Here is a 23,444-nt window from a genome sequence, read left to right as displayed (position 1 = left end):
ACCCTCGTCATGAAGGACGACCCCGACTTCGGCCCCGGAACCCTCGTCATGAAGGACGACCCCGACTTCGGCCCCGGAACCCTCGTCATGAAGGACGACCCCGACTTCACCCGGTAGTCACCGGCGGGGTCTGACGTCCGGCGGCGGCCTCGGCCGTCGCCGGAAACTCCGCAGAAAGTAGCCGTCGGTGTCCTGTGCCCACCCTCCGGGGCCGGTGCGGGACACCGACCGGAAGGGCCCCCTAGGAGTTGCCCGTTGATGCCCGTCGTCCCGGCACGCCGCACCGTCACCGCGTTCTGGACCGCCAGCGCCCTGAACTCGGGTGCCACCTGGGTCATGCAGGTGGCGCTCTTCGTCTACGTGCTGCGCCACGCCTCCCCGTCGGCACTGGCCGCCGTCCAGCTCACCGGTACGCTGCCCGCGCTGCTGTGGATGCCGTTCGCCGGCGCCTTCGCGGACCGCAGCGGCGTACGGCTCCTCGCCCTGACCTCCATGGTCGTACAGGCGTTGAGCCTGTGCGGCATGGCTCTGCTGCTGAAGTCCGGGCTGTGGGCGCCGAGCCTGCTCTACGCCTTGCAGGGAGCGGCCAACGCCGTCTGGGGCCCCGCCCGCCAGCGGTGGCTGTACTCGGTCGTGCCGCCCGAGGGGCGCCAGGCGGCCAACGCGGCGCTCGGTTCCGTGTCGGGCACCATGACGATCGTCGGCGCTGCGCTCGGGGGCGCGCTCGCGGCCTGGAGTGCCGGGGGCGCCATCCTCGCCGCGGCCGGGTTGCAACTGGCGGCCGTGGTACCGCTGTTGCTGGTACGGCGGCCGGGCGCGAGAAGCGGGGCCGGCGCCCGCAGGGCATCGCTGCGGTCCGACGTCCTGGAGGGCTTCACGGTGCTGCGCGGCCTGCCGCTCGCACGGTCCGTGATCTGGATCGGCATCGCCTGGGGTTTCATCGGCGGCGCGTACAACGTGCTGCTCGCCGCGTACGTCACCTACCAGCTGCACGGCAGCAGCGTGACGCTCGCCGTCTTCTACGTCGTGGACGGCGCCGCCACCATCATCGGCTCGGCCCTTGCCGCCCGGCTGTCCACACCACGCCATCTGCCCGGCTACGCGATCGCCTACGGGGTGCAGGGCGCCGCGTGGGCCGCGATGTTCCTGCCCGGAAACGCGCTGTTCGGCGCGGTCCTGCTCGGCGGGATGCGGGCGGCGAGCGGTGTGATCATCGCGCTGGACTCGACCATCCTGCTGTCCACCGTGCCAGAACGGCTCCGGGGCCGGATCACCAGCCTTCATCTCACCACCTACGGCGGCGTCTCCCGTCTCTCGCTGGCTGTCTTCGGCGGCATCCTCGCCGCCGTCGGAACCAGGGCCGTCGGTCTGACGACGGGTGTCGCCTCCGTCGTCGTCGGCGCCGCCTGGTGGTTCACGGGCGGCCGCGGGGCCGGTGCCCTCTACCAGCGGGCCCTGGCATCGCCGGACGCCGCCGAAGCCGCCCCCGCCGCCACCGGCCCGCTGGGAAAGGGAACACCGTGACGCTCACGACCACGGCCCAGGACGTGCTCGACCTGCTGCTCACCCGCTCCAGTGTGCGCGCCTTCACCGCCGAGGAAGTCCCCGCGCCCCTGGTCACGCAGGCGCTGGGTACGGCGGTGCGCGCCCCGACCTCCTTCAACTTCCAGCCGTACAGCTTCATCGTCGTCCGCGACCGGAAGCTGGCCGCCGAACTCGCCGACGTGGCCGGCGGCCAGCCGCACATCCGGCAGGCCCCGGTGCTGGTCATGGTCTGCGCGGAGGTCGCCAGGGTGGGCCGGTACTGCGGGCTCGTCCCGGACGCCGACGGCGGCGCCCCGCACGACCTGCTGCTCAGCTGCGTCGTCGATGCGTCCCTCGCCGGCATGTGCGCCGCGCTGGCGGCCGAATCGCTCGGCCTGGGCACGGTGATGGTCGGCGGCGTGCGCAACCAGCCGACGCGCGTCCGGGAACTGCTCGGCATACCCGAGGGGGTCCACGTGCTGTTCGCCCTGTGCATGGGCTGGCCGGCCGAACGGCCCGCCGTCCGGCCGCGCCTCGACGCGGACCTGTCCGTGCACGCGGACCGCTACGACGGCGCCCGGGCCGAGCGCGCGGCGCGCTACGACACCCGGACACTGCGCAAGCCCGGCGGGCCGGTGACCGCACGGGAGGCCGATGCCTGGCGGCAGGAGGTGGCGAAGGGCGTCAGCCGCGCCCGCCGGCTGTTCACCGACGGCTGACCGACCTTGCCCGGAAGCGAAAGGAGATGCAGCCAGGGATGTGCCGGATCTACGGAAGTCTCGGGACGCGGTTGACCGCGGAGCAGATGCGGGGCGCCGGCGAACTCATGCGGCACGGCGGCCCCGACCAGCAGACCGCCGTGCGCGAGACGGCGTGGGCGCTGGGCAGCAACCGTCTCGCCATCACCGACCCGCAGGGTGGCCGACAGCCCTTCGTCCTCGGCGACCCCGACGGCGACGGCGCCATCACGGTCGTCTACAACGGCGAGCTCTACAACCACCGTCAGCTGCGGACGCGGCTGGAACGCCACGGCTACCGGATCCCGGACCGCTGTGACGGCTCCGTGCTGCCGGCCCTCTACCACCTGTACGGGGACTCGTTCACCGACCACCTGGACGGCATGTACGCCGTGGCCGTGATCGACACGCGGGCCGAGCCACGCCTGCTGCTGGCCACGGACCACGCGGGGATGAAGCCGCTGTACTACCACTACGACCGGCGGGGCGACGCGCTCTGCTTCTCCTCCGAGCTGCCCGCGCTGCTCGCTCTGCCGGGCGTCCCGCGCACCCCCTGGGAGGCCGGCCTCGACGTCTACCTGACCACGAGGACGCCGTTCGGTGAGCGGACGATGATCGAGGGGGTGATGGTGCTGCCGCCGGCATCGACCGCCGTCTTCACGCGGCGCGACGGCCTGCGCGTCCACCGCCGCGCGGCCGTTCCGCCGCCCTCACCGACCGCTCTCCCGCACCCTCCGGACTCGCTGGAGGAGGCCGGCGCCGCGGTGCTGCGGGAGCTCAGGGCCGCCGCCGGGCAGCTCGCCGAGGCGGACGCTCCGCTCTGCGCGATCACCAGCGGTGGCCTGGACTCCGGCCTGGTCACCGCTCTGCTGGCGGAGCGGGTGCGGCCGTTGCACACGTTCACCATCGGCTACCGCGGCACTTGGCCCTTCGACGAACGGCCGTTCGCGCGGGAGATCGCCGACCGTCACGGCACGGTCCACCACCAGGTCGAGGCGGACCCGCGGGACTTTCCGGCGCTGCTCGGTGAGACGGTACGGCACCTGGGCCAGCCGAACGCCGATCCCATCACGCTGAGCACACTCGTGCTGTTCCGCGCCGTCCACCGGGCCGGTTTCAAGGTCGCGGTCACCGGCGACGCCGCCGACGAGGCGTTCGGCGGCTACGACCGGATCCGCAAGGCCGTGGCGGCGGGCCCCGACTGGGCGCGTGACTACGTGACCGCGCTGGCCGCCGCCCCCCTGCCGCTCAGGGAACGCCTCTACACCGACGACTACCGTGCCGCGCTGCGGGGCGTGCCCTCGGAACACGGCCGGCTGCGCGACCTGCTGCATGCCCCCGGGCGCGGACGGCTCGACCTCATCACCGAGTTCGAGCTCACCGAACGGCTTCCCGCCTACCACCTGCGCCGGGTGGACCACCTGAGCATGGCCTCCTCCGTCGAGGTCCGGCTGCCGTACTGCCAGCGGAGTGTCACCGCACTCGCCTCCCGCCTGCCCGACACCACCCGGGTCGGCGACGGCCGCGGCAAGCGGGCCCTGTACGCCGCCGCCGGCGGCCTGCTGCCCTCGTCCGTGCTCCGCCGTCCCAAACAGCCGTTCACGCTGCCCGTCACGGCGATGCTGACCGGGGGATCCCCTCTCATGGAACACGCCAGGGAAGTGCTCAGCCCGGCTGAGCTGAAGCGGGACGGACGGCTGGACGCCACCGCCGTCGGGCGGCTGCTGGACCGTCAGGCCGAGCGGCCGGACGACGTGACCTCCCTGGCCGTGTGGTCCCTGCTCGTGCACCAGCGCTGGCTCGACCAGCTCGACGGCCTGGGCACGACGTCGGCCGGTCCGCGCCCCTCGACCGGGGCGGGTACGTGATGGAAGCCCACATCGTACGCGCCGAAGGCAGCCCGAGCCCGACCCTGGTCCTGCCCGCCGAGGCGTTTCCCGCGCAGCCCGGCCCGCTGGCCGCGGCGCTGGAACCGGTGTGCGCCTGGCTGGCGCACAGCCGGTGGCGGTCCCTGACCAAGATTGCGCTCGTCGGCCGCTCCGCGAGGCCCGGCCACGGCATCGAATACCGCTTCGTCCAGCTGCTGCCCGGCCGGTCCGCGGGTCCGCGCATCGAACTGCGCGGCAGCTGCGGACACTCGATCCTCGCGGCCCTGGTCGCGGCGGCCGCGTGGCGTCTGGTGCCGCCGCTGCGTCCCGGCTCCCGCGTGCTGGTCGACGTACTCAACAACGGGGACCAGGTGCTGTGCCAGGTGGAGGCCGCCCGAGCCGGGGAATGGGTCCTGGACGCCCACTTCGTGCACTCGCCGCCGCTGCCGGCCGACCGCCTGCTGCTCCTGGGCGCACCGGTGTCGCCGCTCCCGCATGCTGGTGGACAGATCCGTGTCTCGGTGGTCTCGGCCGGTAATCCGTACGTGTTCGTGCACGCCGCCGACCTCGGCGTGCACGACATGCCGGCACTGTTCACGGCCGGGGAGCCGCTGTTCGAGGCGATGTCGCGGATCCGGCGGTCCGTCGCCGCCCTGCTCGGCTGGCCGTCCGAGGGGGCGTTCCCCAAGATCGCGGCCGTGCTGCCGGACGGGACCGGCGGCCTCGCCGCGCGTGCCGTCTCCGTCCCTTCGTGGCACCCGACCATCGCACTGACCGGGGCGGTCTGCCTGGCGGCGGCCGCGGGGCTGGCCGGGACGGTCCCCCACGACCTGCTGCGCCGGACCGGTCCCGGGCGGGTGCTGCTCATCACGACACCCGGCGGCAGCACCTCCGTCTCCGCCGTCTTCGATGTCCGGGCGGAGGGCGGCCGTGCGCTGTGGCGGGCGGGCATCCGGGGCAAACGCGTCCGGTATCTGAGCGCCGTGCAGCTCGGTGTCCCGGCACGGCCGGAGCACGTCGCCGCGCTGGTCGGCGGCCACACCGCGGAGGAGGAGCGATGACGTACGACCTGCTGGTGCGCGGTGGCCGCGTAGTGCTGGAGGACGGCGTGCGCCACGCCGACGTGGCGGTCCGGGGTGAACGCGTCGCGGCCCTGTATCCGCCCCGTGCGGCTCCCCCCGCCGCCTGCGTCGTGGACGCCGCGGGCATGTTCGTCCTGCCCGGACTGATCGACTCGCACGTGCACTTCCGCACGCCCGGCCTGACGCACAAGGAGGAGTGGGCTACGGGCTCGCGGGCCGCTGCCGCGGGCGGTGTGACCACCGTCATCGACATGCCCAACACCCAGCCCCCGCTGTTCACCCCACAGGACGCCTATGATCGCCACGAGCTGATCAAGGGCAGCAGCCTGGTGGACTACCGCTTCCACGCGGGAGTCGATCCCGAACACGTCGACGCCGTGGCCGAGTTCACGCCGAAGGAGGCCACCTCGGTCAAGGTGTTCCTGACCGGTCATCACACCGCACCGCACGTGCTCAGCGACCCGGCACTGCTCGACCGGCTCTTCAAGCTGGCGGCCGAGCGGCAGCTCCGCCTACTCTTCCACGCCGAGGACGACGCCGTCTTCCGGCTCCTGGACCAGTGGCAGGGACCGCCCGCCGCGCCCCTGGACTACGAGCGGCACCGGCCGCGGACAGGCGCGATCGTGGCCGTCGCCCGGCTGGTGGAACTCGTACACCGCCACGGCACCCCGGCGCACGTGCTGCACGTTTCCACCGCGGAGGAGGCCGACCTGCTCACGGCCGCCGCGGCGGCGGGACTTCCGGTCACCTTCGAGGTCACCGGTCACCACCTGACGTTCACCGACGACGACACCCGCGCCCTCGGCCCCCGGATCCGGCTCAGTCCGGCCATCCGCGGCCGCAAGGACCAGGACCGGCTGTGGCGCGCGGTCGCCGGCGGTGAGGCCGCCACCGTCGGCAGCGACCACGCGCCGCACGAGGCCGGGGACAAGTTGCTCTCGGCGGCCGACGCCCCACCAGGTCTGCCCGGCGTCCAGGAACTGCTGCCGGCCCTGTTCACCGGACTGCGTCGACGCCACCCCGCGGACTCGGACGAACGGCTGCTCGCCATCGTGCAGCGGGTACTCGCCCGCGAGCCGGCCCGCCTGTTCGGCCTCTCCGGGCGCAAGGGCCGGATCGCGCCCGGACTCGACGCGGACCTGGTGCTCTTCGACGCTTCGGCGCCTTGGTTCATGGAGCCCCAGCTGGTCCAGAGCAAGTGCGGATGGTCGGCGTACGAGGGCCGCAGCTTCACCGGGCGCGTCGTGGCGACCATCCGGCGTGGACAGGTGGTGTACAGCGACCGCACCGGAGCACCGGTCTTCGGTCCGGCCGACGGCATGTGGCTCGCACCGGCTGAACCGGCGGTCGGGCAGCCCACGGCCCAGGACCCGGAGGGGAGGTAGCGACCGGGCACACGGTTCCTCTCCGCGGGTCACGCCGCTCGCCGGGGGCAAGGCACTCGCCCACCCGCACACGGAGCCGGGCCGGCGCCGGCCCCGTGTGCGGGTGTCGGTGGGACCACCCCTCATACGGTGCCCAGGCCCAGCGCCGAGGAGCGCCGCGCTCGGCAGGATGCTTCTCGTCGGCAACGAGCCGGCGAGAAGCCCCCTACGCGGGCCCAGGAGGACATCGTGAACGAAACCACCGCCAGGCGGCTGACGGGTCTCGCCGGTATCGCCACCGCAGCCGCCTTCATGGTCGAAGTACCCCTGTACTTCGTCTACTCCGGCCCGCCGCCGGACGCGAACGTCCTGGCCAGGCTGTTGATCGGCATCATCGCGCTGGCGTGCCTGATCGTGTTCGTGACGGCCTTCCGTGAACTGGTCAAGCGGGCGCGCCCCGCCTGTGAATGGGTGGGCACGATGGCCTTCGCCACCGGACTGGTCTACGCGACGGTCACCCTGGTCTCCAGCGGGCTGGAAGCCGGCGCGGTCATCGCCGCCGACCATCCGATCGACCCGACCGTCACGGTCAGCGGCACCTACATCCTCTACGGGTCGATCGGCCGCCTCATGCTCGCCCTGTTCCTGGCCACGGTGGGGTACGGCATCTCCCGTGCCGAGCTGCTGCCGCCCTGGACCGGCCGCTCCGCGTTCGCCCTGGCCGGGGTCAACCTGGCCTTCGTACCGTCGCTGTTCTTCGGCAACGACCCCGCGCACTTCTACGCGGCGAACGGCTGGGGCACCACCGCCTTGATGGGCGCCGTCCTCAGCTACTGGCTGCTCGCCCTGGGGATCTCCCTCTACCGCAGCGCCGCACGACATGTGCCTGTCGCCTCCCCGGCCCTGCACCGGTGAGGGGGGTCCGGGCCTCCGCCGCGCACACCGTCACAGCCCCGCGCCGACCGACGAATTGACCTGTCTTTCCAGCGCTGGATTGCACTCCCCCACCGGTCTTTCACCTTCGTAGAGTAGTGATCACAAACGACGGCGGGACATCACAGCACGAGGGAGAAACCATCATGACCAGCAACGACACCAAGCACGCCGCCCTGCTCACCCGTGCCGCGGAGGCCGAGACGTCCGCCGACCCGAGCAGCGTCATGACGCTGCTGGCGGACACGGACGGCCCGGGCGGAGGCTTCACCGCGTACCGCTCCACCTTCGCCGAAGGAGCGGTCGGGGCGCCCGCGCACTTCCACACCAAGGCCACGGAACTCTTCTTCGTCATCAGCGGCTCCCTCCAGGTACTGGTGGGTGAGGAGATCACCGTCCTCGACGCCGGCGACTTCCTCGCCATCCCTCCGCATACGCCGCACGCGTTCGCCGCGGCACCCGGTTGCGAGGCCGACGTCCTGTTCACCTTCACGCCGGGCATGGGCCGTTTCGACTATCTGCGGCTCCTCGGCAGCGTGATGCGCGGCGAAGCCGACCCGAAGAAGATCGCGGAGTCGTCGGAGCGCTACGACAACCACTACGTCGACAGTGCCGTGTGGCGAGAGGCGCTCGCCGCGCGGTGAACGGGCAGCCGGAGGGGTGGAAGCCCGCCACGGCCCGTCGTGGCGGGCTTCCCCGCGCCGACCGACACGCCAGGCCGTACGGGGCACCCTGCGCACCGGCGACGACCCCGCCGGGCGTCACCAGGCACCGGCCGGGCGTCACCAGGCACCGGCCGGGCGTCACCAGGCACCGGCAGGGCGCCGTCGTGCGTCCGGCCGGCATGTCGTGCGGGCAGCGTGTCGTCCGGGTCGGCGGACCGGGTTGGGGAAAACTGGCCGACGGGGGCAACCGCTCGGTGAAAGGGACCACCGCCGCATGACCACCGACTCTCGACCGGGGCGCCCTGTCCGGATCCTGGTGTTCGGCGCCGCGTTGCGCGCGGGGTCCACCAATGCCCGGCTCGCCTCGCTGGCGTCGAAGCTGATCGCGGAAACCGGTGCCGAGGTCGACCTGGCCAGGATGCGGGATTTCGACATGCCGCTGTACGACGGTGACGCCGAGGACGCCGAAGGGCTGCCGTCCGGCGCCCTGGCCCTGTGCGAGCGGATCAAACGCTGCGACGCGTTCGTGGTCTCGTCACCGGAGTACAACGCCTCCGTTCCAGGGCTGCTGAAGAACGCCGTCGACTGGGTCTCCCGGGCACGACCGCAGCCGTTCAAGACCAAGCACGCGCTGCTGCTCTCGTCCTCCCCGTCGATGATCGGCGGCAACCGCGGCCTGTGGGCGCTGCGGGTCCCGCTGGAGCACCTGGGGACCCGGGTCTACCCCGACATGTTCAGCCTGCCCCGCGCGCACGAGGGTTTCACCGAGGACGGCCGACTCGCCCACCCCGGCTCCGAGGACCGGCTCGCCGAGACCATCTGCGGGTTCATGCGGCTGGTGAGCGCCGACGTCCAGTTCGTGTGCCTGCAGCGCCGCTGGTACGAGTTTCCCGGCGATCGCACCGACGCGCCGGTCACCCACCGGACCGAGGGCTGACCCGCGTCCGGCGCGCCGCCGCCCGGGAGCACCGCCCTGCCGGACATGGTTCCCGGCACGAAGGGGGATCGCGGACGTCGCCGAAGTGGTGCGGTCGTGCTCCCGCCGTCAGACCGGGCTGAGGACGAGCGTGGTCATGGGGGAACCGTCGGCCGCGCCGGAGGTCAAAGTGGCCGCTTCCTCGGCGGTGACCGAGAGGCCCGCCGCCGCGAACAGCGGTGAGAGGGTCGACGGCGTCCAGATGCGGTCGTTCATGTCCGCGACCACGCACCGCACCGGCTCGCCCGGCGCCGGCGCGGTGCGGGGCACGGCCGCCGTCCGGTGCAGCAGCGCGGTGTCCGCGTCGAAGCGCATGGACCAGATGACGATGTGGTGGAAGCCGTCGCGGTCGGCGAACGAGTCCACGACCATGCGGCCGTCCAGATGGGACATCGCGGCCGGTGCGCCGTCGTCGAAGACGCTCACGGCGATGCGCCCGCCGGGAGCCAGCAGGGAACGGGCGTGTGTGAGCAGCCCGGACACGGCCGACGCCTCGGTGAACCCGTTGAGGGTGCAGTCGGCGAGCAGCACGGTGTCGAAGGCGGACTCCGGACGGTAGGCCAGGAAGTCGCCCGTCACGAACTCGACCCGGCCGGTCCCGGCGGCCGCGGCCCGCGCCCGGGCTCGCTCCAGGGCCGGCTCGGAGGTGTCGATGCCCACCAGCAGGGACGCTTGCGTGGTGGCGGCCAGGTGGACCAGGGCGCGTCCCGTCCCGCAGCCCACCTCCAGGACCCTGCCCCCTTCGCCCACTGCCGAGGCCAGGCCGGCGAGGTCCCAGTCGGTCTCGCCGGTGCGGCGCTCCACGTCGCGTTCGTAGTCGTCGAAGAGCGGGGAGTCGAAGTAGTACGGCTCGGCCACGGCGCTGACGCCGGGCAGCCCGAAGAGCCGGTCCAGCGGCGGGAGAGGCCGCGGCACCGGCGCCCCGGCACGGCTGTAGTCGGATCGCACGGCCACGGGCGCCTCCGCCTGCGGACGGTCCGATCCCAGGGCCGCCGGCTCCTCCGCCTGCGGGCAGTCCGAGCCCACGGCCACCGGCTCCTCCGCCCGCGGACAGTCCGAGCCCACGGCCACCGGCTCCTCCGCCCGCGGACAGTCCGAGCCCACGGCCGCGCGCTCCTCCGCTCGCGGGCGCAACGGCACGCCGGACGTCCACAGCACCCGGGTCCGGGTCTGGCCGGCGGCGACGGTGATCACCTCGCGCGAGGACTCGGCGAACCCGAGCCGCCGCAGCAGCGGGACCGCCCGGGTGTTCTCGGAGACGTGGCAGTCCACCCGCAGCCGCCGTACGCCCCGTCCGGCCAGCGCCGAGCCCAGGCCCAGCAGGATGGCCGTGCCGAGGCCGCGGTCGCGCCACTCCGGGTCGACCAGCAGCATGCCCAGGGCCGCCGTCCGGTCGTCGGGGTGACCCTCCAGCAGATCGGCCGCGGCGACCAGACGGCCGTCGACATGACAGCCCATGAGGTGCTTGCGTTGTTCGGGCACGTGCTGGAGACCCTCGAGGAACTGGCTCTGCGCGTCCGCGGCTCCGGTCGGAATCCCGAAATTGAGCCGGGAGTAGTCGTCGCATCTCTCCAGGAGATCCTGCAGCGCGGGCCCGTCATCGGGTGTCAGAGCGACCAATTGGCGATCATTCGGCACCGTTACGCGCAGTGTCACCGCTCTCCCTCGGTCGAAATCCGGCACTTCAAGACAGCGAACCGCCAACTTATCGCGCACCGTTGCCAGTTGCCAACTGCACACGTAGGCTTTCCTACCGCTACTCGTGCCGCGAATGCAATCCGAACTCGAACCCGACCGATACCGGACCGAAATCGCGGGAGCAATCCGATGGTCATTCAAATGCCCGCGCCGTTCAGCTTTTGGGTGCAGCCCACGAAACGCACCAACCTCGACAGCATCATGGCCTATGACGTGCACGACCCCGCCGAAACCGAACTCAGCTTCGACGAGGTCACCCGGTCGATGCAGGAGATGTTCGACCGCGACGTCATCAGCGTCTTCTTCGAGGGGGGCGAGCCTTTCCTGCGCGACGACTTCCTCGACATGGTCGAATACGCCACACCCAACGCCTTTACCATGGTGCGGACGAACGGCACCCTGCTGACGGCCGAGACGGCCCGCAGACTCAAGTCGGCCGGCGTGGGAGTCGTGTGTGTGGACATCGAGGGCGGTGACCCGGCGACCCACGACACGCTCGTCGGCCTGCCCGGCGCGTTCGACCGAGCGGTCGAGGCGGTCCGGCACCTGGCCGACGCCGACGTCACCACGTTCATCACCACCATCCTGACCAGCCACAACATCGACCAGCTGCAGGAACTGGCCGACCTGACGGCCGCCACCGGTGCAGAGAAGCTCGGGGTCCTCAGGCTCTACCCGCTGGGCCGGGCCCGCGGGAACTGGTCCCGGCTGTCGGTGCCGCTGCCCCGGCAGATGGCCGCCCTCGCGGCGATCCAGGTGCCCGACGGGGTGCAGCTGATGCAGTCCTGGCACCCCAACGACCCCAACTGCTGCTGGCAGATGGCGGCCGTCGACGCCTACGGCAACAGCATCGGCTGCCCGTACCTGCGCGACTTCGCCAACTACGGCAATATCCGGGAAACCTCGTTCATGGAGACCTGGCGCAACCCGGTCTACAAAAAGGTGCGTGCCGCGAGCGCGGTGGAGGCGTGTCCCGAATGCGCGGCGAACGACCGCAACCGATCCGGCGGCTGCCGGTCGACGGCATACGCCTTCGGCGGAGCCTGGGACGCGCCGGACCCGTACTGCACCCACATGAACAACGGCACCGACCTGACCCGCCTCCCCCGCCGGATCGTCGATCTCCCGTTCGGCGCGCCGCCGACCATGACAGGGGTGTGACCGGTGACCACCGAATCCCCCGAGCGGACCGTGTACAGACAGAATGCCCGGCTACGGCTGCGGCCGTTCGAACCCTGGCACGCCGTGATGGCCTATACACCGGACAAGCCCGCCCTGCACTGGCTCAATTCCCATTCCTGGCTCGTCCTGGAATTGTGCGACGGCCGCACCCTCACGGAGATCGCCGGGACCATCGCGGAGATCATGCCCGACCGCGACGACGTCCTCGCCTCCACCAAGGGCTGCATCGAAGACCTGGAGCGAAAGAGCCTTGTCCACGCGAGCACCGACGCCGGAGAACCCCCGGCAGGGAAGGAGGTGAAGAACCGATGACCAACCACATCGACATCGAAAAGCTCAAGGCGATCGCCGCCGAGGACGACGAGCGTCCCGAGGTCTCCACGATGGACCCCCAGGTCCGGACCTCCAAGTACGCGCTGTTCCCCGAGCCCAAGGACATGTCCGCGTTGGAGGACGAGTCCTGAGCTGACGGGTGCCCGCCGGGGTCGAGGACCCCGCCGGGCACGGTAGTCCCCTTTCGCTCCAGGCACGCGGAGGTTCCATGGCAAGTCGTCCTCGCACGCTGCTGGTGAACCCACCGCTGTGGAACGTCTACGCGCCGCACCTGGCGGTGCCACTGCTCACCGCCGCGCTGCGCGACCACGGGTGGCCGGTCACCGCCTTCGACCTCGGCGCCGTCCACCTGCGGTGGATGCTGACGGCCGAGACGGTGGCCGGCCTCTGCGAACGCTACGACCGGGCGGACCGACTGGGCCTGGATCCGGCGGCCGTGGACGAGGCCCGGTTGCTGCTGCCCTCGGTGTGCGACGGCGTCGAGGCCGCCTGGGCCGTCGTACACGATCCCGCCGGCCTGCACGATCACGACGCGTTCGCCCGGGCGGCCCGCACCCTCGGCAACGCGCTCGTGTGCCACTCCGCCGCCTTCGACGGGTTCCACTGCGACCTGCGGTCCAACCGCCAGCACTACAGCGAGCGGTCGAGCGCGTCGGTGCTGGCCGCGACCCGTGACCGGGACCGCAATCCCTACCGGTGGGCGTTCGAGACCCTGCTCCCGCCCCGGCTCGCCGACCCCGGGCTGGGCATGGTGGGCGTCTCGGTGTCGGCCGACACCCAGCTCATCCCCGCCATGACGGTGGCCGCGCTCGTCCGCGAACACCGCCCGGACCTGCGGATCGTCATGGGCGGCAACTACATCACCCGGATCGCCGGACGCTGGCGCGGCCGGCACCCCTTCTTCGACCTGGTCGACGACTTCGTGCTGTACGAGGGCGAGGACGCGATCGTCGCGCTGTGCGAGAACCTTTTCGAGGGCGGCACCCGTCCGGTCCCCGGCCGCAGCTCGCTCACCCCGGACGGGCGGCTGGACTTCGCCCCCGCCCGCGACGTCGACCTGGCCACACTGCCGGCCCCCGACTTCGACGACTACGACCTCGACTCCTACCTGGCCCCAGGGCCCGTCCTGCCGGTGCTGGCCTCGCGCAGCTGCGCCTGGAACTGCGCGTTCTGCTCGATCCCCTTCGCCAGCAACCGCTACCGCCACCGCGACGCCACCGCCGTGGTCGACGAGATGCAGCACCTGGCGCGGCGGTACGGCTCCACGTCGTTCATGTTCGTCGACGAGATCATGACCCAGCGCACGCTGCGCGAGGTCGGCGCCGAGCTGGTGCGCCGCGACGCCGGTCTGCACTGGTACGGCGAGACCCGTTTCTCCGCCGGACTGGACGACGACCTGGCCGCCACGCTGCACCGGTCCGGCTGCCGCAGACTCGACCTCGGCCTGGAGTCCTACAACCAGCGGGTCCTCGACCTCATGCGCAAGGGCACACGGATCGAGCACATCGAACCCGGTGTCGAGGCCCTGCTGCGCGCGGGCGTACCCGTGCACCTGTTCTGCATCACCGGCTTCCCCGGTGAGACGGACGAGGAGGCCCGCCGTACCGCCGCGTTCGTGGAACGGACCCTGCGCCGCTCCACGGAGGAGTTCGGCCTGCCGTACTCGACCAGCGTCAACGGGCCGTTCATCCTCGACCTGCTCTCGCCGGTCGGTGAACACCCGGAGCAGTTCGGCATCACGGTGCTGCATCCCGGCCCGGACGAGGATCTGGCGCTGAGCGTGGACTACATCGCCGCGTCGGGGCTGACCGGGAGCGCGGCCGCGGTGCTGGCCGCCGAGGCCGACGCCCTGCCCGACACCGGCCGTACCGCGCCGTTGCAGCACCGGGGGCTGATCGGCGAGTCCGAGGAGTACGCCTTCCTGCGCTGCGTCCTCGACACCGGAGTGCCGCCCGGGCGCCCCACCGCGGAACCCGCCGTGTTCACGCCGGCGCCCGGCGACCTCCTGCGGCTGGCGGACGGGGTCACCTGGCGGGTGTCGTCCGACACGCGCACGGTCGGGCTGTACGCCGCCGGAGCCGACAGCGTCCTGCGGCTGCCCAGCCGCTGGACCGGGCTCCTGTCCGACCTGGACAAGGGCGTCGGTCCCGGCAGAGGGGACGACGGGAGGTGGGACGACGACGTCCTGGACGTGCTCTGCACGCTCTGGACGTTCGGGTTCCTCGCGGATCCGCAGCGCCACGCCACCCCGCTGCCCGCCGGTGACATGCCCGGACTGCGGGTCCGGGCGACGCCCGGCTGGCGCCGGTCCGTCGACCCCGACACCGGCCGGGCGCGGTTGACCAGCCTGGTGACGGGACGCGAAGTCGCGCTCAACGTACACGCCTTCCTGCTGTGGCTCGACCACGCCGGGGGCGGACAACCCGCCGCGGCCGACCGGGACGCGGTGGCCGACATGATCCGGGTCGAACTCCTCCAGGCGTACCTGGGGGACGACCCGGTGACGACCGAAGCCGCATCCGGCCGGGAAACGGGACGAGAAGACGCATGACCACGGTTCGGACCACCACCGACGACACCCGCCGTCTCCAGTACTGGCGCGCCTTCCTGGAGCGCTACTGGGAACGCGAGGCGGGCATCGTCGGCCCGTCCCCGGTCGACCTCGGCCTCGGCGGCGACTGGTTCTTCCGGGCCGTCGTCGCGGCCGCCGCCGCGGGCGAGCGCGGCGAAGGACCGCTGCTGCGGCTCTCGGTCGACGGCACCAGCCCGCGCACCGGCAGAGCCCGCTACCTGCCCCGCGCCGAGGACGGGTCCGTCGCCGGATTCCTCGCCCGTATGGACGGCGAGACCGGCGGCGCGGAGTGGAGCATCGGACTGAGCAGGCTGCACCGGACCAGCTTCGAGATGTGGGAGCGGGCCGCGGTGTTCACCGAGGGACTGTGGAGCGCCCTCGGCGGTTTCCCCTCGGGCTACGCGGACACCGACATCTTCCTCGGCCGGTACGTGGGTACACGCGGCGGCATCCACTGCGACAACGCCGCCAACTTCATGTTCGGCGTCGCCGGGCCCAAGGAACTCGTCGTCTGGCCGCCCTCCGCCGGCGAGTGGCTGCCTCGGCACCGCCCCGACTGGTCCGCCGTGCGCCACACCGGGCAGGCACTGCGCGCCAGCACCACCGACATGGGCTACTTCCCGTCCCGGTTCTGGCACGTAGGGTCCTCCCCGGACGCCGCGTCCGCCACCTTCAACATCGCGCTGTTCTTCGACGGCGACCCGGTCGACGCCGTCACCGACGCCGTGACGGCGTCGCTCGCCGGCACCCCCCGCCAGCCTTACGACCAGCTCGTACGGCCGGACGGCACGGAGCTGCCCGAGGCGCTGGCCGACCTGCTCGACCGCTCCCTGGCCCGCATCGACCGGGCCGACGTCGCCGACCGCCTGCTGGCCACGTGGCTGCGCAAGCTCAGCGCCCGGGGCTTCGGCCACGTACCCGACCCGCTCGACGTCCCCCCGGTCGACCACGACCTGCCGGTGCGGCTGCACCGCTTCCCGGTGGTCTCCCAGCGGTCGAAGGGCAGACTGCTGGTGTCGGCCAACGGCCACCTCGCCCGCCTGCCCGACCACCCCGCGCTGCCCGCCGTCCTCGACCGGCTGAACAGCGGGGACGTCGCCACCCCGGCGGACCTGGCGCGTGAACAGGCGGGAGCCGGAGGGGACTTCGCTGATATCGTCGACGCCGTCCTCTACCGGCTGCGCACATGGCGCGCGATCGACGTCCTGGACAGGGATGCCCCCTAGCCCCTCTCGTACCCGTCTGCGCGCGGCCCTGCTCTTCGCCGTCCTGCTGGTGTCCGCCGGAGGCGACGAGGTCGCCGTCTTCGCCCTCACCTTCCACCTGGCCGCCTCCGGTGCCTACGTCGTCGCGGTCCTCCAGATCGCCGGGCTGCTGCCCGGCGTACTGCTGGGGCGTCACGTGGGCCGAGCGCTGACGGGGCGCCGGCCGGGGCCGGTGCTGGCCGCGGCGTCCGTCGCCCAGGCCGCCGTCGCCGTCGTGCTGTCGTCCGGCCTGCCGCCGGGGGGCACCGTCGCGTGCGTGGCCCTGCTGGCCGCGGTGAACACCGTCAGCGTCACCGTGGTGAACGCGGCCCTGCCGGTGCTCGCGGGCACCGGCGTCGCCGAGAAGGCGTACGGGCTCGGTCAGTCGGCCGCGTCGCTGGCCATGGTGCTGGGGCCGCTCGCGGGGTCGGCCCTGTTCGCGGCCCTGGGCGTACGCGGCGCCCTGCTCACCGACGCGGCGACCTTCCTGGCCGTGGCGGTGTACGGCGTCGCGGTGCGCTCGGCGGAACTGGTCCCCGGCGACACCGGGACCGACGCCGGGCCCGAGCGCGGCGGACTGACCGGTGGCTCGCTCCTGGCCCTGGGTGTGGTGTTCGTGGTGATCGCCGCCACCGCGGGCACGGACGTGGCGTTCGTCTTCCTGGTCCGCGAGCACGTCCCCGGGTCGGCCGTCGCCGTGTTCGGGTCGGCCACCGCAGCGTGGGCCGTCGGCGTCCTCGCGGGCAGCGCCCTGGCCGGCAGGCTCGCCGCGACGCCGCCGGTGGTCCGCCTCGCCCTCTCCGGTTCGGTCATCGGCGCCGTCTACCTGGCCTGCGGTCTCGCCCCCACCGTCACCGTCCTGCTGACCACCTTCGTCGTCGGCGGTGCCGCCAACGCCGTCTTCAACGCCACCCTGCGCGCGGCCATCTACCGGATGGCGGGCCCGGCGGAGGCCGCCCGTGCCTTCGGTACCTTCACCGCCGGGGTCAACACCGCCGTCCTCTGCGGCATCCTCGTCACGACCCCCTTCGCCGAAGGCGCCAGCGCCTGGGCGTACACCGTCGGGGGCGCCGCCGCCCTCGCCGCGGCTCTCGCCACCGTCCCGCTCGCCCTGCGGGCCGGCACGGCGGAGTCCGCCTGACCGCGCCCCCGCCGGCACCGCACTATCCGGCGAGGGCGCCGAAGCCGGCGCCGGTCAGCTCGCGGCTCGCGTCCCACAACCGCGCCGCGACGCGGGGATCGGCGAGGTGGTCCCACAAGGGCTCAAGCCGGGGCTCGCCGCGCAGTCCGAAGACGCGCGGTCCCCACAACTGGCCGCCGCGCACGGCCGGGTCGAGCACCGCCCGCACCGCGGGCCGGGCACCGGCGTGCTTGCCTTGGAGGAGGAGGGCCGCAGGTGCCGCTCCCAGCCGTGCGCCGGCCGATCGCACGTGGACCGGTGGCCGGGACGGAGTGAGGGAGTCCAGCGCGCCGCCGGGGTGAACCACCACGCTGGCCACCGCACTGCCGGCGGCGCGCAGCCGGCGGTCGAGTTCGACGCCGAAGTACATCTGTGCCAACTTGGAGCGTCCGTAGGTGCGCTTGGGCCGGTAGTCCTTGCGGGACTGGAGGTCGTCCAGGTCGAGCCGCTCGGACTTGGCCGCGAAACTGCCCATGGTCACGACGCGGGCCGCCGGGGCGGCCGACAGCAGCGGCATCAGCCGGTCGGTCAGGGCGAAGTGCCCGAGGTGGTTGGTGCCGAACATGATCTCGTGGCCGTCCCCGGTCTCCGTGCGCGGCGGGTCGTCGAGCGCGACCCCGGCGTTGTGGACCACGGCGTCGAGACGCTCCAGGTCGAGCGATTCCACCGCTGTCTCGAGTGACGACAGGTCGGCGAGGTCCAGCCGCACGGCCCGCACCCGGGCGCCGGGGACACGGGAGCGGATCGAGGCCGTGGCGGCCTCGGCCTTGGCGGGATTCCGGCTGCCGAGTACGACGGTGACCCCGGCCGCCGACAACTGCTCCGCCACGAAGTACCCGATACCGGCGTTGCCGCCGGTGACCAGGACGACGCGGCCGTCGGCACCGGGGGGCCGGCGGACGTTCCAGGGCGGGACGGAGGACGTGGACGACATGGCGGTGGGGCTCCCTTGCTGTGGAAGGCGGCGGTGCCGCTCCCGTGGAGCGGCCCGGACACGCACGATGCCAACGGCCACCGACACATTGCCTACGGATCACCGACAGTCCCGCCGGACAGGCCGGCCCGGCTCACCGACAGCCCCGCCGGGCGGCCCGGCCGGGGTTGCCGAACGGTCCCGCCGGGCGGCCGCCCCGGGTTCCGGAGCGGGTCGGTGCGGGTGTGGGGGCGGGCGCAGCCCACGGAGAGTTCTTCCGGAGCGATGGCGTGAGCGAGTTCCCGGGGCTTCCCCCCTCGTCGGCGATGACACTCTCGTCGTCGCCGAACGCTTCCGGGTGGTCGTCGAACCCGACGCCCCGCGTGCTCGGTGACGGCATCCGTTCGCGGCGCGCGGGGGCAGCGGACTCAGGGACGGTGCTCCAGCACTTCGAGGTCACCGGTCTCGGTGTCGTAGCTGCGCAGGGTGGTGAGCCGGGCCGACAGCGGTGGCGCCGGCAGCAGTTCGGGGACCCGGCGGCCGGCGAAGGCACCGGCTCGCCGGGTCCGGCCGAGAGTGATGTGCGGGCTCCAGCGCCCTGGCTCGTGGAAGGGGTTGAGGGTCTCGGGCGGACTGTCCGAGACCACCGCCTCCCACACCTGACGGTGCAGGTGGGCCAGCGCGGGATCGAGGTCCAGCGCCCAGGCCAGCACCGAGGTGGGTCGTTCGAAGCGGACCACGCCGGTGAACCGCACCGGCAGCGGCAGGGCGGCGGCGACCTCGGCGAGCTCCCAGCGGATCGGCGCGGTCAACTCCGGGCAGGCGGCCAGGGTGAGATGGGGGCTGTTGGTCGGTGAACGGTGGCGCGCCTGGCTGGGCAGTCCCGCGTCCGCGAGGCTTCGCCAGGCGTCCCGGACCGCTGAGTCCGCCGCCTCGTCCAGCAGGAGCTCTACCGTGTGCACCGACGCAGCGTACCGGTGAGCGGGAGGCCGGTCGGGGTCCGTGGCGAGGAGAGGACGCCGTGTACCTCCCACGACGTGCGGGCTCAGAGCCCGGCGGAGTTCGGGGCGTGCCCACCGGCCGTGGTGGCTCGTAGGGTCCAGGCTGCTTCTGCTGCCTGCGCGGTGGGGTGGGTGGTGAAGACCTGTTCGAGGCCGACGATGCGGAAGAGGCGGCTGACCTTCTCGGGTACCGCGGCCAGGACGACGGTCGCGTCGGCTGCCAGGGCGTGGTTGCGTGCGGCGATCAGGACGGTGATGCCGCTGGAGTCGCAGAACGTGAGGCCGTCGAGGTCGACCACGAGCTGCTGCCCGGGTCGCAGAACGAGCGCGGGAAGCAGTGCGCGTATCCGGGGTGCGCTGTGGTGGTCCAGTTCTCCGGCGAGTTCGAGGACGGGGCCGGCGGGGGTGGTGCGGGTGTGGGCGGTCAGTTCGTGGGTCACGTCTGCTCTTCACGGGTGGTTCGGGGCACGTGGAGGGCCAGGACGGCCGTGTCGTCGTCGACGCCGGTGCCGAAGGTGTCGAGCAGGTCGCGGATCGCGGCCACGGTGTCGTGTGCGGTGGTGGGCGCGAGTTCGCGTGCGAATTCCAGGAGAGCGTCGTCGCCGTAGCGGCCGTCCGTGGTGGCCAAGTGGGCCTCGGTGAGTCCGTCGGTGTGCAGGAGCAGGGTGTCGCCGGGATCGAGGCGGACGCCGGTGGTGACGATGCGGGCGTCGGGCAGGACGCCGATGAGCTGGCCGCCGGGGGTCGGCAGGTACTCGGCCCGGCCGTCCGCGCCCATGTGGAGGGCCGGCGGGTGGCCCCCGGCGGCGAGGGTGACCCGGAAGCCGCCGTGGTCGCCGTCGGGGGTGAGCAGGCCGAAGACCACGGTGCAGAAACGCGGGTCGTGGCCGTTGTACTCGTGGTTCAGCACGGTGTTGAGGTTGGCGAGGACCGCGGCCGGGTCGGGGTCGTAGACGGCGGCCGCACGCAGCGTGTAGCGGGCCAGCGACGTGACGGCCGCCGCGGCCGCCCCCTTGCCGCACACGTCGCCCAGGAAGAAACCCCAGGTTCCGGCGGACAGCGGGAAGAGGTCGTAGAAGTCGCCGCCGACCTCGTCGGTGGAGGCGATGTGGTAGTGCGCGGCGACGTCCAGGCCGGGCACGTTCGCCAGCACGGGCGGCAGGAGCGTCTTCTGCAGCGTGACGTTCAACTGCTTGAGGCGGTCGCGTTCGCGGTCCGACTCCTGGCGCGCACGAAGAAGTTCGGTCTCGTAGGCACGCCGGTCGCGGGCGTCGAAGACGGTGGCGCGGATCAGCAGTGGCTGTCCGTCCTCGCCCAGCTTCACGGTGGACGTCACCAGGACCGGCAGCCGGCTGCCGTCGGCGGCCTGGAGTTCGAGGGCGACCTCGCTGATCTCGCCCTGCATGCGCAGCAGCGGCGCGAAGTGGGTCTCGTAGTACAGGCGGCCGCCGACGGTCAGCAGGTCGGCGAACGTCTTGCGGCCCACCAGATCGCCGCGGCGGAGGCCGAGCCAGTCCAGCAGGGTCGTGTTGATCTTCGCGATCCGCCCGTCGAAGAGGGTCGAGACGTAGCCGCACGGCGCGTGCTCGTAGAGGTCGTCCGCGCTGTCTTCGAGCAGCGCCGAGAACGCGGCCCGCTCGTCGACGGGGCCTCCGTCGGCGTCCGGGCCTTCGCCGTTCGCTCCCTCGTCGGTTCCGGCCGTCATCGGCGGGCGCCGGCCGACGCCGCGACCGCTGCGGCGGACTCCTGGGGGCCGGCCGGCCGCGGACGGCGCCCGGTGGCGTTCGGCGGGATCGGCCTGGTGGCCTTCTGGGGTTCCGGCGGTTCCTCGATGTCCTCGGCGCTGAACCGCGCCGGCGTGACCACCTGTGCGCCCGGCCGCCCGGACACCGTCACGTGATTCCTGCTCGGCGCGTTCACACGACCATCCTCGCAGACGTTGCTCGCCCCTCACCGCGCTTACCAGCTGCCGGTGACGACCCTTCCGGGGTGGTCCCGGGCCGTCACCCGCTGGGGTCGGCAGCGGAAGAAGCGTCCCGCCGAGGCCGCCGGTAATCGTGATGATCACTCCTGTCGAACGGGGCCGTGGAAGGCGGCTAGCTCCGGGCGACCGGCCGGCCGCTCCCGCGGAAAGGCCGACCGACGAGCGGGCCCGTGTCCTCTGCGGTCGGGCGCTTCCCTCGGTCCGGACGAAGGGACCGAGGGCGCCGGAGAGGCGGCTGACGGCGGACTCTCAGTGCCGGTGGCAGCGGAGGCCGCCGCTTCGCCCCGAATGAAACGCCCGGGCCTCGCGCTCCGTCAAGCCTGCTCGGCTGTCGCGCGGCTGACGCCCGCCCTCGCCTGTCGCCGTCACCGCAGATCACGCCCCGGGTGGACCGGCCGAACGGGGGAACCTGATTCCCTCCCCCGGCCGACCAAGCCGACGCCGAACCCGCACCGGATTACAACCGGCAGGAGAACGGGGGAAGCAGATGATCGAGCGCCCATCGGGTCCGGGCAGCGCGCGGCAGCCGACGTCGTCCCCGGATCGTGGGCGCGGCAGGGTGACGTGTCGTCCGGATTTCCTCCTGCCGCAGTTTTCGCGACCGATCCGCAGTTCGCGGGGCCACGGATCACCCAGGGAAGTTCGGGCCGGTCATGCATACGGGAGTGCCATGGTGAAGGAACCAGTACGAATCGGCAGGAAGCCCTCAGCCCAGCCCGATCTGCAGCAGCTGCTGCACGAGGTGGCGCTGGGGGATCAGAAGGCGTTCGCCGCCGTCTACGACGCGGTGGCCGGCTCCGTCCTCGGCGTCGCGCGCGCGGTCCTGCGCGACCAGGCGCAGTCGGAGGAGGTGGCGCAGGATGTGCTGGTCGAGGTGTGGCGCACGGCCCCACGCTATCGGCCCGAGCGTGGCACGGCCATCAACTGGATCCTCACCCTCGCCCACCGCAGGGCGGTGGACCGGGTCCGGTCGGTGGAGGCCGCGGCGGCCCGTGACACCAGGGCCGCTCTGCTGGAGCATCAGCCGGCGTACGACGAGGTGACCGAACAGGTCGAGACCCGCCTGGAACGGGAGCAGGTGCGCCGCTGTCTGCGCACCCTGACCGATCTGCAGAGACAGTCGGTCACACTCGCGTACTACCGGGGCCTGACCTACCGGGAGGTCGCCGAAGCGCTCGCGCTGCCCCTCGGGACGGTCAAGACCCGGTTGCGCGACGGGCTCATCCGACTCCGCGACTGTCTGGGGGTGACCGCATGACCACGACCGATCCGCACGGTCTGACAGGCGCCTACGCGCTCCACGCGCTGCACGACGACGAGCGTGCCGCCTTCGAGCGTCACCTGGCCGCGTGCGACACGTGCGAGAGGGAGGTCGCGGAGTTCACGGCGACCGCCGGACGCCTGGCCCTGGCCTCGACGGTGCACACGCGGCCCGACATGCGGGAGCGGGTCCTGCGGCGCGTCGCCTCCGTGCGCCAGGTACCGCCCGGTGCCGTGCCCCTGGAGCGGATGCGCGGTGGCGTCAGGCGGGTGCGGGGCCCGGCCCGGTGGGCGCTGGCCGCCAGTGTGGCCGCCGCGGCCGCTTTCGGCGGGACCGCTGTGTGGCAGTACGAACGAGCCCAGGACGCACGCAGCCAGGCCGCGCGGGTTCAACGGCACGCAGAGGACCTGGCCGGTGTGCTGGCCGCGCCCGATGCCAGGTCGCGTTCGGCGAGGGTGGCCGGCGGGGCGGGCACGCTGGTGGTCTCCGCGAGCCGGGACCGGGCCGTGTTCGTGGCGTCCGAGATGGCGCGGCCACCACGGGGCAGGGTGTACCAGCTGTGGTTCGCCGACGGCGGGAAGATGCGCTCGGCCGGCCTGATGGACCCCGCCCGCGGCAGCCAGGCCGTGCTCATGCAGGGAGCCGTCGACGGCGCCTCCGGGGTGGGGATCACGGTGGAACCGGAGGGCGGTTCGAAGCAGCCGACCTCGACGCCGGTCGCCCTGCTCGGCGTACCGACGTGAGAGGACGCGTGGGGAGACCGTCCGGGACCGTCCGTCGCACGGTCTCCCCACGCGGCCACCGGTGCCGGCACGGTGGGCCGGGGACAGAAGGCGCCGGAGCGCGCCGCGCATGCCCGGCGCGGTGCCGCACGCGGACGGGGCGGCGCGGGCGGGGACGGGACAGCGCAGGCGGGGACGGGGCGGC

22 protein-coding genes are annotated in these 23,444 nt (G+C 72.7%); 17 read left to right on the top strand and 5 right to left on the bottom strand.

Annotated features, from left to right (window positions below; translation table 11 throughout):
* The first annotated feature begins 258 nt into the window (after nt 1-258).
* The 8 genes from GT045_RS00490 (at nt 259) to GT045_RS00455 (ending at nt 9,110) form a co-directional block, all read left to right on the top strand.
* Nucleotides 259-1,524: an MFS transporter gene (locus tag GT045_RS00490; RefSeq protein ID WP_161332931.1), complete on the top strand. Its 1,266-nt coding sequence runs from the start codon at nt 259-261 to the stop codon at nt 1,522-1,524.
* Complete coding sequence (locus tag GT045_RS00485) at nt 1,521-2,243, top strand: nitroreductase family protein (RefSeq protein ID WP_161286803.1); 723 nt, start codon at nt 1,521-1,523, stop codon at nt 2,241-2,243. Before GT045_RS00490 ends, GT045_RS00485 begins: the two co-directional genes overlap by 4 nt.
* A gap of 71 nt (nt 2,244-2,314) precedes the next feature.
* A complete protein-coding gene (gene asnB / locus GT045_RS00480) occupies nt 2,315-4,129 on the top strand; it encodes an asparagine synthase (glutamine-hydrolyzing) (protein WP_237538231.1) in 1,815 nt (604 codons plus the stop codon).
* A complete protein-coding gene (locus tag GT045_RS00475; protein WP_161332930.1) occupies nt 4,129-5,190 on the top strand; it encodes a PrpF domain-containing protein in 1,062 nt (353 codons plus the stop codon). The genes asnB and GT045_RS00475 overlap by 1 nt, the downstream gene beginning before the upstream one ends.
* Complete coding sequence (locus tag GT045_RS00470) at nt 5,187-6,596, top strand: dihydroorotase family protein (RefSeq protein ID WP_161332929.1); 1,410 nt, start codon at nt 5,187-5,189, stop codon at nt 6,594-6,596. The genes GT045_RS00475 and GT045_RS00470 overlap by 4 nt, the downstream gene beginning before the upstream one ends.
* 228 nt (nt 6,597-6,824) lie before the next feature.
* Complete coding sequence (locus GT045_RS00465) at nt 6,825-7,490, top strand: hypothetical protein (protein WP_161286806.1); 666 nt, start codon at nt 6,825-6,827, stop codon at nt 7,488-7,490.
* A gap of 164 nt (nt 7,491-7,654) precedes the next feature.
* On the top strand, nt 7,655-8,152 hold the full coding sequence (locus tag GT045_RS00460; protein ID WP_161286807.1) for a cupin domain-containing protein: 498 nt from the start codon (nt 7,655-7,657) through the stop codon (nt 8,150-8,152).
* 295 nt (nt 8,153-8,447) lie between these two features.
* The gene (locus tag GT045_RS00455) at nt 8,448-9,110 is read left to right on the top strand and encodes an NAD(P)H-dependent oxidoreductase (protein WP_161332928.1); all 663 of its coding nucleotides are present in this window, start codon (nt 8,448-8,450) and stop codon (nt 9,108-9,110) included.
* Nucleotides 9,111-9,218: 108 nt separating this feature from the next.
* On the opposite strand, the gene GT045_RS00450 is transcribed toward GT045_RS00455, so the two are convergent.
* Nucleotides 9,219-10,769 carry a bifunctional GNAT family N-acetyltransferase/class I SAM-dependent methyltransferase gene (locus tag GT045_RS00450; RefSeq protein ID WP_161332927.1) on the bottom strand — a complete coding sequence of 517 codons (1,551 nt, stop codon included), beginning with the start codon at nt 10,767-10,769 and terminating at the stop codon, nt 9,219-9,221.
* 243 nt (nt 10,770-11,012) lie between these two features.
* Between GT045_RS00450 and GT045_RS00445 the strand changes: the two genes are divergently transcribed.
* From GT045_RS00445 to GT045_RS00420, 6 genes are all read left to right on the top strand, one after another.
* A complete protein-coding gene (locus tag GT045_RS00445) occupies nt 11,013-12,008 on the top strand; it encodes a radical SAM protein (protein ID WP_161332926.1) in 996 nt (331 codons plus the stop codon).
* Between the two features lie 3 nt (nt 12,009-12,011).
* Entirely contained in the window at nt 12,012-12,341 is a 330-nt protein-coding gene (locus GT045_RS00440; RefSeq protein WP_161332925.1) for a PqqD family peptide modification chaperone, read from the top strand.
* On the top strand, nt 12,338-12,493 hold the full coding sequence (locus GT045_RS00435; RefSeq protein WP_161292648.1) for a hypothetical protein: 156 nt from the start codon (nt 12,338-12,340) through the stop codon (nt 12,491-12,493). Before GT045_RS00440 ends, GT045_RS00435 begins: the two co-directional genes overlap by 4 nt.
* Nucleotides 12,494-12,570: 77 nt before the next feature.
* Complete coding sequence (locus GT045_RS00430) at nt 12,571-14,913, top strand: radical SAM protein (RefSeq protein ID WP_161332924.1); 2,343 nt, start codon at nt 12,571-12,573, stop codon at nt 14,911-14,913.
* Nucleotides 14,910-16,160 (top strand): hypothetical protein, encoded by a 1,251-nt coding sequence (locus GT045_RS00425; protein ID WP_161332923.1) that lies wholly within the window; start codon nt 14,910-14,912, stop codon nt 16,158-16,160. The genes GT045_RS00430 and GT045_RS00425 overlap by 4 nt, the downstream gene beginning before the upstream one ends.
* Nucleotides 16,150-17,319, top strand: coding sequence for an MFS transporter (locus tag GT045_RS00420; protein ID WP_161332922.1), 1,170 nt, complete (start codon nt 16,150-16,152; stop codon nt 17,317-17,319). Before GT045_RS00425 ends, GT045_RS00420 begins: the two co-directional genes overlap by 11 nt.
* 22 nt (nt 17,320-17,341) lie before the next feature.
* Here the strand turns inward: GT045_RS00420 and GT045_RS00415 are convergent, their stop codons facing one another.
* The 4 genes from GT045_RS00415 to GT045_RS00400 all read right to left on the bottom strand — a co-directional run bounded on the left by GT045_RS00415 (nt 17,342) and on the right by GT045_RS00400 (nt 20,977).
* Nucleotides 17,342-18,292, bottom strand: a complete 951-nt coding sequence (locus GT045_RS00415; protein WP_161332921.1) for an SDR family NAD(P)-dependent oxidoreductase — start codon at nt 18,290-18,292, stop codon at nt 17,342-17,344.
* 407 nt (nt 18,293-18,699) lie between these two features.
* Nucleotides 18,700-19,233 (bottom strand): 2'-5' RNA ligase family protein, encoded by a 534-nt coding sequence (locus GT045_RS00410; RefSeq protein WP_161292658.1) that lies wholly within the window; start codon nt 19,231-19,233, stop codon nt 18,700-18,702.
* 83 nt (nt 19,234-19,316) lie between these two features.
* Nucleotides 19,317-19,712, bottom strand: coding sequence for an STAS domain-containing protein (locus tag GT045_RS00405; RefSeq protein WP_161332920.1), 396 nt, complete (start codon nt 19,710-19,712; stop codon nt 19,317-19,319).
* Nucleotides 19,709-20,977, bottom strand: coding sequence for a SpoIIE family protein phosphatase (locus GT045_RS00400; protein WP_161332919.1), 1,269 nt, complete (start codon nt 20,975-20,977; stop codon nt 19,709-19,711). The genes GT045_RS00405 and GT045_RS00400 overlap by 4 nt, the downstream gene beginning before the upstream one ends.
* Nucleotides 20,978-21,049: 72 nt before the next feature.
* Here GT045_RS00400 and GT045_RS40390 point away from each other — a divergent pair, with 72 nt between their 5' ends.
* The 3 genes from GT045_RS40390 (at nt 21,050) to GT045_RS00390 (ending at nt 23,260) form a co-directional block, all read left to right on the top strand.
* Nucleotides 21,050-21,172: a hypothetical protein gene (locus GT045_RS40390; protein WP_272926827.1), complete on the top strand. Its 123-nt coding sequence runs from the start codon at nt 21,050-21,052 to the stop codon at nt 21,170-21,172.
* 757 nt (nt 21,173-21,929) lie between these two features.
* Nucleotides 21,930-22,514 carry a sigma-70 family RNA polymerase sigma factor gene (locus GT045_RS00395; protein ID WP_161332932.1) on the top strand — a complete coding sequence of 195 codons (585 nt, stop codon included), beginning with the start codon at nt 21,930-21,932 and terminating at the stop codon, nt 22,512-22,514.
* Nucleotides 22,511-23,260, top strand: coding sequence for an anti-sigma factor (locus GT045_RS00390; protein ID WP_161332918.1), 750 nt, complete (start codon nt 22,511-22,513; stop codon nt 23,258-23,260). Before GT045_RS00395 ends, GT045_RS00390 begins: the two co-directional genes overlap by 4 nt.
* Nucleotides 23,261-23,444: the final 184 nt, after the last annotated feature.

It is taken from the genome of Streptomyces sp. SID486, assembly GCF_009865385.1.
Taxonomy (GTDB): Bacteria; Actinomycetota; Actinomycetes; order Streptomycetales; family Streptomycetaceae; genus Streptomyces.
The sequence above is the reverse complement of the archived record's forward strand: the minus strand, read 5'-3'. Positions and strand labels throughout refer to the sequence as shown.

Coding starts and splice junctions, on each gene's coding strand:
- GT045_RS00435 (WP_161292648.1), top strand. CDS start 12,338: ATGACCAACCACATCGACATCGAAAAGCTCAAGGCGATCGCCGCCGAG.
- GT045_RS00490 (WP_161332931.1), top strand. CDS start 259: ATGCCCGTCGTCCCGGCACGCCGCACCGTCACCGCGTTCTGGACCGCC.
- GT045_RS00475 (WP_161332930.1), top strand. CDS start 4,129: ATGGAAGCCCACATCGTACGCGCCGAAGGCAGCCCGAGCCCGACCCTG.
- GT045_RS00420 (WP_161332922.1), top strand. CDS start 16,150: ATGCCCCCTAGCCCCTCTCGTACCCGTCTGCGCGCGGCCCTGCTCTTC.
- GT045_RS00390 (WP_161332918.1), top strand. CDS start 22,511: ATGACCACGACCGATCCGCACGGTCTGACAGGCGCCTACGCGCTCCAC.
- GT045_RS00460 (WP_161286807.1), top strand. CDS start 7,655: ATGACCAGCAACGACACCAAGCACGCCGCCCTGCTCACCCGTGCCGCG.
- GT045_RS00455 (WP_161332928.1), top strand. CDS start 8,448: ATGACCACCGACTCTCGACCGGGGCGCCCTGTCCGGATCCTGGTGTTC.
- GT045_RS00425 (WP_161332923.1), top strand. CDS start 14,910: ATGACCACGGTTCGGACCACCACCGACGACACCCGCCGTCTCCAGTAC.
- GT045_RS00400 (WP_161332919.1), bottom strand. CDS start 20,977: ATGACGGCCGGAACCGACGAGGGAGCGAACGGCGAAGGCCCGGACGCC.
- GT045_RS00470 (WP_161332929.1), top strand. CDS start 5,187: ATGACGTACGACCTGCTGGTGCGCGGTGGCCGCGTAGTGCTGGAGGAC.
- GT045_RS00430 (WP_161332924.1), top strand. CDS start 12,571: ATGGCAAGTCGTCCTCGCACGCTGCTGGTGAACCCACCGCTGTGGAAC.
- GT045_RS00415 (WP_161332921.1), bottom strand. CDS start 18,292: ATGTCGTCCACGTCCTCCGTCCCGCCCTGGAACGTCCGCCGGCCCCCC.